The organism is Streptomyces sp. NPDC090025 (genome assembly GCF_044748125.1).
Taxonomy (GTDB): Bacteria; Actinomycetota; Actinomycetes; order Streptomycetales; family Streptomycetaceae; genus Streptomyces.
Genome location: NZ_JBIVFL010000002.1, coordinates 66,210 through 78,249 on the forward strand (window position 1 = coordinate 66,210; position 12,040 = coordinate 78,249).

Genomic DNA, 12,040 nt, shown 5'->3' on the forward strand with positions numbered 1-12,040 from the left:
CCTCCCCTCCCAAGGACATCCCGTGAACCCCACCACCGCCGCCGACGGCCCGCTGACCGCCGACCCCACCGTCCCGCACCAGGCCCCGCGCCACCCCGCGCGCCCGTACCCCGGCCCGTACACCGCCCCGCGTCCCGCCGCGAGCCGGACCACGACGCCCGATCCGCTGGACGACCCGGACCCCGCCCGCGCCGCCGACAGCGCCGCCGTCGAGAACCTGCTGCGCTGCTGGGTACGCGAACGGAACCTGCCGGCCCCGGACGGCCACCCGGCCGGAGGACCCGGCGAGACCGGCGGGAGCATCGGCCCCGGCGGCGGTACGGGCGACACGCTGCGCATCCCCTTCGCCGCCAGCGGCACCGCCCTGCTCGTCCCGGTCCGCCACTGGTCGGCCACCGGCTGGCACCGCTTCGGCGCACCCGTCATCGAAGGACTCCCCGCCTCGGCGCCCGCCGTCGACGCCGTCACCCTCGCCGCCCTGATCAGCCGCGAGACCGGCCGCCCCGAAGGCACCGAACTCGTCGGCCGGGTCGCCGACTCCGCCCGCCGCACCGCCGAGTTCATCGCCGAACGCCGCCGCGCCCCCGAACCCGCCCCCGACGCCGACCTGTTCCTCGACGCCGAACAGTCCCTGCTGCTCGGCCACCCGCTGCACCCCACCCCCAAGAGCCGTGAAGGACTCTCCGAGGCCGAGGGCCGGATCTACTCGCCCGAGGCCCACGGCTCCTTCCCGCTGCACTGGATGGCCGTCGACGCCGCCGTCCTCGCCACCGACTCGGCCTGGACCGAACAGGGCCGCCCGGTCGCCGCCGCCCAGCTCACCGCGGGCCTCGCCGAAGGACTCGCGCTGCCCGCCGGGACCGCGGCCCTGCCCCTGCACCCCTGGCAGGCCCGCGAGCTGCGGCACCGCCCCGCCGTCGCCGCGCTGCTCGACGCCGGACTCCTCCACGACCTCGGCCCGCACGGCGCCCCCTGGCACCCGACCTCCTCGGTCCGCACCGTGCACCGCCCCGGCGCCCGCGCCATGCTCAAGCTCTCGCTCGGCGTCCGCATCACCAACTCCCGCCGCGAGAACCTCCGCAAGGAACTCCACCGGGGCGTCGAGGTGCACCGGCTGCTGCGCACCGGGCTCGTCGACGAATGGCAGGCCGCCCACCCCGGCTTCGACATCGTCCGCGACCCCGCCTGGCTCGCCGTCGACACCCCTGAGGGCGAACCCGTCACCGGACTCGACGTGATGATCAGGCACAACCCCTTCGCCGGCACCGACGACGCCGTCTGCCTGGCCGCCCTCACCGCACCGCGCCCCTGGCCCGGCTCGCCCCGGATGCGCTCCCGGCTCGCCGGAGTCGTCGCCGGGCTCGCCGCCCGTACCGGCCGGCCCGTCGCCGCCGTGGCCACCGAATGGTTCCTGCGCTACCTCGACGTCGTGGTCCGCCCGCTCCTCTGGCTGGACGGCCAGGCCGGCGTCGCCCTGGAGGCCCACCAGCAGAACACCCTGGTGCTGCTCGACGCCGACGGCTGGCCCACCGGCGGCCGCTACCGCGACAACCAGGGCTACTACTTCCGCGAGTCCCGCCGCGACGACCTGGAGCAGCGGCTCCCCGGCATCGGCGCCACCAGCGACACCTTCGTCTCCGACCAGGTCACCGACGAACGCTTCGCCTACTACCTCGGCATCAACAACGTCTTCGGCCTCATCGGCGCCTTCGGCTCCCAGCGGCTCGCCGACGAACGCCTGCTGCTCGCCGCCCTGCGCCGCTTCCTCACCGGTACGACCGCCCTCGGCTCACCGCTGCCGCACCGGCTCCTGGAAGCCGCCACCCTGCGCTGCAAGGCCAACCTCCTCACCCGGCTGCACGGCCTCGACGAACTGGTCGGCCCGGTCGACACCCAGTCCGTGTACGTCACCGTCGCAAACCCCCTGCGCGCCTGACCCCACGGGCCGCCCCGCCCCCGTCCCGTACCGCCTCGTCCCGTCCAGTACCGACCGCCGAGAGGAGAGCGCCCCCGTGCCTCCCACCGAAGCGCACCCCGGCACCACCCACCCCATCCGCCCCAGCCGCCCCGGCGCCGGACCCCGCCCCGAGCCCGGCCCCGAGGACACCCTGGACCTCCAGCTGCCCGACGACTTCGCCGCGCTGATCGCCGCACCGGCCGGGCCCCGGGCCGCCCCGTACGTCCGCGACGGCGATCTGCTCGACGACCTGCCCGGCTGGGCCACGGCCGCCACCCCGGTCGGCGGCTTCCGGCTGGTGCCGGTGCGCCTCGACCACGATCTGCCCCTGATCGCCCGCTGGATGAACGATCCCGCCGTGGCCGCGTTCTGGGAGCTCCAGGGCCCCGAGAGCGTCACCGCCGACCACATCAGGGCCCAACTCGACGGCGACGGCCGCAGCGTGCCCTGCCTCGGCGTCCTGGACGGCACGCCGATGAGCTACTTCGAGATCTACCGCGCCGACCTCGACCCGCTGGCCCGGCACTACCCGGCCCGGCCCCACGACACCGGCGTCCACCTGCTCATCGGGGGCGGCGCCGACCGCGGCCGGGGCGTCGGCACCGCCCTGCTCCGCGCCGTCGCCGACCTGGTCCTCGACCACCGGCCGCGCTGCACCCGGGTGCTCGCCGAGCCCGACCTGCGCAACACTCCGTCCGTCGCGGCCTTCCTCGGCGCCGGGTTCCGGCTCTCCGCCGAGGTCGACCTGCCCGGCAAACGGGCCGCCCTGATGGTCCGCGACCGCGCCTTCCGCCACGTCCTCTGACCCGCCGCCGCGCCCCGCCCCCACGACGATCCGTCCCACGTCCACCGTCACCGCCCGCCCACGGCGGTGCCCACCCCGAGGAGTCCTCGTGTCGACGTCCCCCGCACCCCACGACTCCGCACCACCCGCCTCATCAGCCCCGTCCGCCCCGTCCGCCCTCCACTTCCCCGCCGAGCTGACCGCCGCGCGCTGGGCCGCCGCCGGGGCCCGGCTGCTCGCGAAGACCGTCGCCGAGTTCGCGTACGAGGAGGTCCTCGACCCCCGCCCCACCGGCCAGGACCACTACGCCCTCACCCTCGACGACGGCGGCACCCTCGCCTTCACCGCCCGCCGCGTGGCCTACGGCGGCTGGCGGGTCGACCCGGCGAGCCTCCGCCTCGACGGCGCGCCCGCCACCGAACCGCTCGCCTTCCTGGTCCGCGCCCGCGGCCTGCTCGGCCTCGACGGCGCCACCCTCGGCCACCTGGTCCGCGAGCTCACCACCACGCTCGCCGCCGACGTCCGGCTCGACCACACCGCCCTGCCCGCCGCCGCCCTCGCCGACCTCGGCTACGCCGAACTGGAGGGCCACCAGACCGGCCACCCCTGGCTCGTCCTCAACAAGGGCCGGATCGGCTTCTCCGCCACCGACACCGCCCACTGGGCACCCGAGGCCCGCAGGCCCGCCCGGCTGCCGTGGATCGCCGTCAGCAGCCGCCTCGCCGCCTACCGGGGCGTCCCCGGCCTCGACACCCCCGACCGGCTGTACGAGCGCGAGCTCGACCCCGAGGTACGCGCCGCCTTCAGGGGCGTCCTGCAAGCCCGTGGCCTGGACGCCGACGCCTATCTGCTGCTGCCGGTCCACCCCTGGCAGTGGGACGAGATCCTGCTGCCGCTGTACGCCCCCGCCATCGCCGCGGGGGCCGTGGTGCCGCTGCCCACCGACGGCGACCTGCGGCTGCCGCAGCAGTCCATCCGTACCTTCCTCAACACCAGCCGCCCCGACCGGCACACCGTCAAACTCCCGCTGTCCGTCCTCAACACCCTGGTCTGGCGCGGCCTGCCCACCGAGCGCACCCTCGCCGCGCCCGCCGTCACCGCCTGGGTGCACGGACTGCGCGACGCCGACCCGTTCCTGCGCGAGGAGTGCGGGGTGATCCTGCTCGGCGAGGTCGCCTCGGTGACCGTCGAGCACCCGCTGTACGACCGGCTGCCCGAAGTCCCGTACCAGTACAAGGAACTGCTCGGCGCGATCTGGCGCGAACCGCTGCGGCTGCCGCCGGGCGAACGCGCCCGCACCCTGGCCGCGCTGCTGCACACCGACCCCGAGGGCCGCGCCTTCGTCGCCGAACTCGTCGACCGTTCCGGGATCACCCCCCGCGCCTGGCTCCAGCGGCTCTTCGCCGCGCTGCTCCCGCCGCTGCTCCACTTCCTCTACCGGTACGGCACGGTGTTCTCCCCGCACGGTGAGAACGCGATCGTCGTGTACGACGACCAGGACGTGCCCGTCCGGCTGGCGATCAAGGACTTCGTCGACGACGTGAACGTCAGCGCGGTGCCGCTGCCCGAGCACGGCACCATGCCGGACGACGTGCGGGAGGTGCTGCTCACGGAGGAGCCCGGCTTCCTCACCCAGTTCATCCATTCGGGCCTTTTCGTCGGCGTCTTCCGCTACCTGGCGCCGTTGTGCGAGGAACAACTGGACGTGCCGGAGGAGGAGTTCTGGACGCTCGTGCGCGCCGAGATCCTGCGCCACCAGTCCCGCTTCCCCGAGCTGAAGGAACGCTTCGAGCTGTTCGATCTCCTGCTGCCGCGGATCGAGCGGCTCTGTCTCAACCGCAACCGTCTCCACTCGGACGGCTACCGCGACCGGCCGGAGCGCCCGCACGCGACCGTGCACGGCACCGTCCCGAACCCGCTCGCCTGAGCGCGGGAAGGGGCGGCGCTGTCGGTGCCGCCCCTTAGGCTGGGAGGGCTATGACGAAGCCATCCCTCCCCGATCTCCTCCATGCCGCCGTCGCCGCCGTCGGCGGTGTGGAGCGCCCCGGCCAGGTCACCATGGCCGAGGCCGTGGCCGAGGCCATCGACGACGGTTCCCACCTGCTCGTCCAGGCCGGCACCGGCACCGGTAAGTCCCTCGGCTATCTCGTGCCGGCGCTCGCGCAGGGGGAGCGGGTGGTGGTCGCGACGGCGACGCTGGCGCTCCAGCGCCAGCTCGTCGAGCGCGACCTGCCGCGGACGGTCGACGCGCTGCATCCGCAGCTGCGCCGCCGTCCCGAGTTCGCCATGCTCAAGGGCCGGTCGAACTATCTGTGTCTGCACAGGCTCCACGAGGGCGTGCCGCAGGACGAGGAGGAGGGCCTCTTCGACCCGTTCGAGGCGGCCGCCCCCACCAGCAAGCTGGGCCAGGACCTGCTGCGGCTGCGCGACTGGGCGGACGAGACGGAGACCGGCGACCGGGACGACCTGACGCCGGGCGTCTCGGACAAGGCGTGGGGCCAGGTCTCGGTGTCCTCGCGGGAGTGCCTGGGCGCGAGCAAGTGCGTGTACGGCCCGGAGTGCTTCGCGGAGGCGGCCAGGGAGCGGGCGAAGCTCGCCGAGGTGGTCGTCACCAATCACGCGCTGCTCGCGATCGACGCGATCGAGGGCGCCCCGGTGCTGCCGCAGCACGAGGTGCTGATCGTCGACGAGGCCCATGAGCTGGTGTCCCGGGTGACCGGCGTGGCGACGGGCGAGCTCACTCCCGGCCAGGTGAACCGGGCGGTGCGCCGGTCGGCCAAGCTGGTCGACGAGAAGGTCGCGGACCAGCTGCAGACCGCCGCCGAGGGCTTCGAGCGGGTGATGGAGCTGGCGCTGCCGGGCCGTCTGGAGGAGATCCCGGAGGACCTGGGATACGCGCTGATGGCGCTGCGTGACGCGGCGCGCGCGGTGATCACGGCGCTGGGTTCCACCCGGGACCGCGCGGTGCAGGACGAGGACGCGGTGCGCAAGCAGGCGATGGCCTCGGTGGAGACCGTGCACGGGGTGGCGGAGCGGATCACCCAGGGCTCGGAGTACGACGTCGTCTGGTACGAGCGGCACGACCGGTTCGGCGCCTCGCTGCGGGTCGCGCCGTTGTCGGTCTCGGGGCTGCTGCGGGAGAAGCTGTTCGCCGACCGGTCGGTGGTGCTGACCTCGGCGACGCTGAAGCTGGGCGGCGACTTCAACGGGGTCGGCGCTTCGCTGGGTCTCGCGCCGGAGGGCACCCAGGGCGAGGACGTGCCGGTGTGGAAGGGCATCGACGTCGGCTCGCCCTTCGACTATCCGAAGCAGGGCATCCTCTATGTCGCCAAGCATCTGAACCGCCCGGCGCGGGACGGTGAGCGCGGCGACATGCTCGATGAGCTGACCGAGCTGATGCAGGCGGCCGGCGGCCGCACGCTGGGTCTGTTCTCCTCGATGCGGGCGGCCCAGCAGGCGGCGGAGGAGCTGCGGAGCCGGATCCCGGAGCTGCCGATCCTGCTGCAGGGCGAGGACACCCTCGGCGAGCTGATCAAGAACTTCGCGGCCGACCCGAAGACGTGTCTGTTCGGCACGCTCTCCCTCTGGCAGGGCGTGGACGTGCCGGGCCCCAGCTGTCAGCTGGTGGTCATGGACAAGATCCCCTTCCCGCGCCCGGACGACCCGCTGATGAGCGCCCGCCAGAAGGCGGTGGAGGACAAGGGCGGCAACGGCTTCATGTCGGTGGCGGCGACCCACGCGGCCCTGCTGATGGCGCAGGGCGCGGGCCGGCTGGTGCGGGCGACGGGCGACCGGGGTGTGGTGGCGGTCCTGGACCCGAGGCTGGCGATGGCGCGGTACGGCAGCTATCTGAAGGCTTCGCTGCCGGACTTCTGGTACACGACGGACCGTAATCAGGTCCGGAAGTCCCTGTCGGCGATCGACGCGGCGGCGAAGGCCCAGGCGTAGCCCGGGGGTGACTACGGGTGCGGGCTGACCCTGTGGGTGCGGCCCTGACCCCCGGGGGTGCCTGCTGGTGCGGCTGTGCCCGTAGGGGCGAGTGAGCCGAAGGGCGCCGTGGGTGTCGAAAGGGAGAGCGCGCGGAGGTCCCGAGGTACGAGGGACCGAGCACGGTCGACCGTCGACACACGCTGGGGCGCCCGGAGGCGAACCGAGCTCCCCAAACAACAGGGCCCCGGGACCGGCGCAGGGGTCCCGGGGCCCGGTTCGGGGCCGACGTGGTGGGGTCGGGGTCAGACTCGGCGGAGGACGGCGACGACCTTGCCGAGGATGGTGGCTTCGTCGCCGGGGATGGGCTGGTAGGCCGAGTTGTGCGGGAGCAGCCAGACGTGGCCGTCTTCGCGCTTGAAGCGCTTGACGGTGGCTTCGCCGTCGAGCATGGCGGCGACGATGTCGCCGTTCTCGGCGACGGGCTGGCGGCGGACGGTGACCCAGTCGCCGTCGCAGATGGCGGCTTCGATCATGGAGTCGCCGACGACCTTGAGGACGAACAGCTCTCCGTCGCCGACGAGCTGCCGGGGGAGCGGGAACACGTCTTCGACGGATTCCTCGGCCAGGATGGGGCCACCGGCGGCGATGCGGCCGACCAGGGGGACGTAGGAGGCGGCGGGCTTGCCGGTGGTGTCGGTGGGCTGGGTGCTGGGCTGGTCGGAGCCGCGGACCTCGTACGCGCGGGGGCGGTGGGGGTCGCGGCGGAGGAAGCCCTTGCGCTCCAGGGCCATCAGCTGGTGTGCCACGGAGGAGGTGCTGGAGAGGCCGACGGCCTGGCCGATCTCGCGCATCGACGGCGGGTAGCCCCGGCGCTGCACGGAGTCGCGGATGACCTCGATCACCCGGCGCTGCCGGTCGGTGAGTCCGGAGCTGTCGGCCCGGATGCCTGGAGGTCGTCCGGGGAGTGCCCGCGCGGGCCGGCCGGGCTCCTCCCCGCTCATGGCGTCGTTCATCGCATGCACCGGCTCGAGTCGGCCCTGGGCGGCGCGGCCCTGGGCAGTGATGGTGGCACTGTCTGCGGTGGTGGTCACGTCGTCGGCCCCTCTCGATTGGTCTCCCTGGCTGGCACAACGGTAGTGGCTTTCGAAAGGTTGCGCCAAACACACGTTCGAGTGAAAATTCGCAGTTCGCCTCACGTGTGCAGGTGTGCGGGTGTATACGCGTACCCCGACCGCATTCCCAAATCGGTCATTACGGTAACCTTCACCGTCGGCCCCGGAGCCGCGCGGCGGTCTCGCGAGGCCGCCCCGCCGGGCGGGTGCGGCCCAGTCTCGCACCGGCCGCCCCGGGAGCCGTGTCGGCGCGCCCTTCCCGTACCCTCGTGGCGGCCCGACGGGCCCGTACGCGGCCCCGAAGCGGGCCCCGAGGCCCTCGCTGGTCCCCGTCGGAGCGCGACACGCGCACGGGTTGAAATCGGGGCTGGACCCAAGATCTAGTGGTTGTATGGCATCAGCCACCCACAAGTAGTGGTCCCCGGTCTGCCGGGGCAGCTCGGATCGCCTATGCTGGTGGTCGCTTCGCAGGGCCTCACCGGCCGGGCGAGGCTTCTCAGTCGTGCCGTGAGGGAGGGTCGGAACACCATGCACTGCCCCTTCTGCAGGCACCCCGACAGCCGTGTCGTCGACAGTCGCACCACCGACGACGGGACGTCGATCCGCCGTCGCCGCCAGTGCCCGGACTGCTCCCGTCGTTTCACGACGGTGGAGACGTGTTCGCTCATGGTGGTCAAGCGGTCCGGGGTCACCGAACCCTTCAGCCGTACCAAGGTCATCTCCGGCGTGCGCAAGGCGTGCCAGGGACGGCCGGTCACCGAGGACGCCCTCGCCAAGCTCGGCCAGCGGGTCGAGGAGGCGGTGCGCGCCACCGGGAGCGCCGAGCTGACCACCCATGACGTGGGTCTGGCCATCCTCGGCCCGCTGCAGGAGCTCGACGTCGTCGCGTACCTGCGTTTCGCATCCGTCTACCGGGCCTTCAACAGCCTCGACGACTTCGAGGCCGCCATCGCGGAGCTCCGCGTGCGGCAGCCTGCCGAAGAGCGCGAGAACGGAGGGACCCCCGCGGTCCCCGTTCCCGCCGCCGACTGACGGCGGACCCGGACCCCGCGTGGTCCGGTGACCGGCCGCCGTGGTGCGGTCGGCACGAGAACGTGCCCCGAGCGGTCCGTGAGGAGCTCAGGGCAACAGCAGCACATCGAGCAGTACATACAGCAGTACAGAAAACAGAGCCCTGGAATTTTCCGGGCGCTCCAGGGTGTTTTGCCCGTATATGGGAGGCGGCATGACAGAGACGGCGAGCGGTCCGGCACGTGGTTCCCGCACCAAGGGAGCCAAGGCGGCGAGCAAGGGCCTGCGGATCGAACGCATCCACACCACCCCCGGCGTGCATCCGTACGACGAGGTGGCCTGGGAGCGTCGTGACGTCGTCATGACCAACTGGCGCGACGGCTCGATCAACTTCGAGCAGCGCGGCGTCGAGTTCCCCGACTTCTGGTCGGTGAACGCGGTCAACATCGTCACCAGCAAGTACTTCCGCGGGGCCGTCGGCACCCCGCAGCGCGAGACCGGCCTGAGGCAGCTGATCGACCGCATCGTGAAGACGTACCGCAAGGCCGGCGAGGACTTCGACTACTTCGCCTCGCCCGCGGACGCCGAGATCTTTGAGCACGAGCTGGCGTACGCCCTCCTGCACCAGATCTTCAGCTTCAACAGCCCCGTCTGGTTCAACGTCGGCACCCCGCAGCCGCAGCAGGTCTCGGCCTGCTTCATCCTGGCCGTCGACGACTCCATGGAGTCGATCCTCGACTGGTACAAGGAAGAGGGCATGATCTTCAAGGGCGGCTCCGGGGCCGGCCTGAACCTCTCCCGCATCCGCTCCTCCAAGGAGCTGCTGTCCTCCGGCGGCAACGCCTCCGGGCCGGTCTCCTTCATGCGCGGCGCCGACGCCTCCGCCGGCACCATCAAGTCCGGTGGCGCCACCCGCCGCGCGGCGAAGATGGTCGTGCTCGACGTCGACCACCCCGACGTCGAGGACTTCATCGCCACCAAGGTGAAGGAGGAGGAGAAGATCCGCGCGCTGCGCGACGCGGGCTTCGACATGGACCTGGGCGGCGACGACATCACGTCCGTCCAGTACCAGAACGCCAACAACTCCGTCCGCGTGAACGACGAGTTCATGACGGCCGTCGAGAACGGCACCGACTTCGGCCTGCGGGCCCGGATGACCGGCGAGGTCATCGAGAAGGTCGACGCCAAGGCGCTCTTCCGCAAGCTGGCCGAGGCCGCGTGGGCCTGTGCCGACCCGGGCATCCAGTACGACGGTGTCATCAACAACTGGCACACCTGCCCCGAGTCCGGCCGGATCACCGCGTCGAACCCGTGCAGCGAGTACATGCACCTGGACAACACGTCCTGCAACCTCGCCTCGCTGAACCTCATGAAGTTCCTCCAGGACGACGGCAAGGGCCACCAGTCCTTCGACGTGGAGCGCTTCGCCAAGGTCGTCGAGCTGGTCATCACCGCGATGGACATCTCCATCTGCTTCGCGGACTTCCCGACCCAGAAGATCGGCGAGAACACCCGCGCCTTCCGCCAGCTGGGCATCGGCTACGCCAACCTCGGCGCCCTGCTGATGGCCACCGGTCACGCGTACGACTCGGACGGCGGCCGCACCCTCGCCGCCTCGATCACCTCGCTGATGACCGGCACCGCGTACAAGCGCTCCGCCGAGCTGGCCGCCGTCGTCGGCCCGTACGACGGCTACGCCCGCAACGCCGACGCCCACAAGCGCGTCATGAAGCAGCACGCCGACGCCAACGCCGTCGCCCCGCGCACCGAGGACCTGGACAGCTCGATCTGGGCCGCGGCGACCGAGGCGTGGCAGGACGTCGTCCGGCTGGGCGAGAAGAACGGTTTCCGTAACTCGCAGGCGTCCGTGCTCGCCCCCACCGGCACCATCGGTCTCGCGATGTCCTGCGACACCACCGGTGTCGAGCCCGACCTCGCCCTGGTCAAGTTCAAGAAGCTGGTCGGCGGCGGCTCGATGCAGATCGTCAACGGCACCGTGCCGCAGGCCCTGCGCCGCCTGGGCTACCAGGAGGAGCAGATCGAGGCGATCGTCGCCCACATCGCCGAGCACGGCAATGTGATCGACGCGCCCGGCCTGAAGACCGAGCACTACGAGGTCTTCGACTGCGCCATGGGCGACCGCGCCATCTCCCCGATGGGCCACGTCCGCATGATGGCCGCGATCCAGCCGTGGATCTCGGGCGCCATCTCCAAGACGGTCAACATGCCGGAGACGGCGACCGTCGAGGAGGTCGAGGAGATCTACTTCGAGGCGTGGAAGCTGGGCGTCAAGGCGCTCGCCATCTACCGCGACAACTGCAAGGTCGGCCAGCCGCTCTCCGCGAAGAAGAAGGAGACGGAGAAGGAGGAGGTCACCGCCAAGGCGGAGGAGACCATCCGCACCGCGGTCGAGAAGGTCGTCGAGTACCGCCCGGTCCGCAAGCGCCTCCCGAAGGGCCGCCCGGGCATCACCACCTCCTTCACGGTCGGTGGCGCCGAGGGCTACATGACCGCCAACTCCTACCCGGACGACGGTCTCGGCGAGGTCTTCCTGAAGATGTCGAAGCAGGGTTCCACCCTGGCCGGCATGATGGACGCCTTCTCGATCGCCGTCTCGGTGGGTCTGCAGTACGGCGTGCCGCTGGAGACGTACGTCTCGAAGTTCACCAACATGCGCTTCGAGCCGGCCGGCATGACGGACGACCCGGACGTGCGGATGGCGCAGTCGATCGTCGACTACATCTTCCGCCGCCTGGCGCTCGACTTCCTGCCGTTCGAGACCCGTTCCGCGCTCGGCATCCACTCCGCCGAGGAGCGTCAGCGTCACCTGGAGACCGGCTCGTACGAGGCGGCCGACGACGAGGTCGACGTGGAGGGCCTGGCCCAGTCCGCGCCCCGCGCCCAGGAGCTGAAGGCCGTCGCCGCCCCGGCGAAGCCCGAGGCCCCGGCCGTCGTCCCGGCCCCGCAGCAGGCGCACACCAGCGCCGAGCTCGTCGAGATGCAGCTGGGCATCCAGGCCGACGCCCCGCTCTGCTTCTCCTGCGGGACCAAGATGCAGCGCGCCGGCTCCTGCTACATCTGCGAGGGCTGCGGCTCGACCAGCGGTTGCAGCTGATCCGCTAGCTGACTGAGGAAGGGGACCGGCCTCGGGCCGGTCCCCTTCGTCGTCCGCCGACGAGGGCAGGATTCGAACCTACGTCCACCCGGAGATCGAGCCAGGCGCTCCACCGCAGAGCTTCCTCGTCG

The 12,040-nt window shown here is 72.0% G+C and carries 7 protein-coding genes and 1 tRNA gene; 6 read left to right on the forward strand and 2 right to left on the reverse strand.

The window, feature by feature from the left end; genetic code table 11:
* Window positions 1-22 precede the first annotated feature (22 nt).
* The 4 genes from ACIPXM_RS06410 (at window position 23) to ACIPXM_RS06425 (ending at window position 6,689) form a co-directional block, all read left to right on the forward strand.
* On the forward strand, window positions 23-1,936 hold the full coding sequence (locus ACIPXM_RS06410) for an IucA/IucC family protein (protein WP_401652627.1): 1,914 nt from the start codon (window positions 23-25) through the stop codon (window positions 1,934-1,936).
* Between the two features lie 76 nt (window positions 1,937-2,012).
* Window positions 2,013-2,762 (forward strand): GNAT family N-acetyltransferase, encoded by a 750-nt coding sequence (locus ACIPXM_RS06415; protein ID WP_401652628.1) that lies wholly within the window; start codon window positions 2,013-2,015, stop codon window positions 2,760-2,762.
* Window positions 2,763-2,850: 88 nt separating this feature from the next.
* Window positions 2,851-4,668, forward strand: a complete 1,818-nt coding sequence (locus ACIPXM_RS06420; RefSeq protein WP_401652630.1) for an IucA/IucC family protein — start codon at window positions 2,851-2,853, stop codon at window positions 4,666-4,668.
* 50 nt (window positions 4,669-4,718) lie between these two features.
* A complete protein-coding gene (locus tag ACIPXM_RS06425) occupies window positions 4,719-6,689 on the forward strand; it encodes an ATP-dependent DNA helicase (RefSeq protein WP_401652632.1) in 1,971 nt (656 codons plus the stop codon).
* Window positions 6,690-6,973: 284 nt separating this feature from the next.
* Here the strand turns inward: ACIPXM_RS06425 and lexA are convergent, their stop codons facing one another.
* Window positions 6,974-7,762 (reverse strand): transcriptional repressor LexA, encoded by a 789-nt coding sequence (gene lexA, locus ACIPXM_RS06430; protein ID WP_401652634.1) that lies wholly within the window; start codon window positions 7,760-7,762, stop codon window positions 6,974-6,976.
* Between the two features lie 549 nt (window positions 7,763-8,311).
* On the opposite strand from lexA, the gene nrdR reads away from it, so the two are divergent.
* Both nrdR and ACIPXM_RS06440 read left to right on the forward strand, forming a co-directional pair.
* Entirely contained in the window at window positions 8,312-8,815 is a 504-nt protein-coding gene (gene nrdR, locus ACIPXM_RS06435) for a transcriptional regulator NrdR (RefSeq protein ID WP_401652636.1), read from the forward strand.
* 193 nt (window positions 8,816-9,008) lie between these two features.
* Window positions 9,009-11,909 (forward strand): vitamin B12-dependent ribonucleotide reductase, encoded by a 2,901-nt coding sequence (locus tag ACIPXM_RS06440; RefSeq protein ID WP_401652638.1) that lies wholly within the window; start codon window positions 9,009-9,011, stop codon window positions 11,907-11,909.
* A 57-nt stretch (window positions 11,910-11,966) separates the two neighbouring features.
* Here the strand turns inward: ACIPXM_RS06440 and ACIPXM_RS06445 are convergent.
* Window positions 11,967-12,039, reverse strand: a tRNA-Ser gene (locus ACIPXM_RS06445).
* Between the last annotated feature and the right edge of the window lies 1 nt (window position 12,040).

Coding starts and splice junctions, on each gene's coding strand:
- ACIPXM_RS06440 (WP_401652638.1), top strand. CDS start 9,009: ATGACAGAGACGGCGAGCGGTCCGGCACGTGGTTCCCGCACCAAGGGA.
- ACIPXM_RS06425 (WP_401652632.1), top strand. CDS start 4,719: ATGACGAAGCCATCCCTCCCCGATCTCCTCCATGCCGCCGTCGCCGCC.
- nrdR (WP_401652636.1), top strand. CDS start 8,312: ATGCACTGCCCCTTCTGCAGGCACCCCGACAGCCGTGTCGTCGACAGT.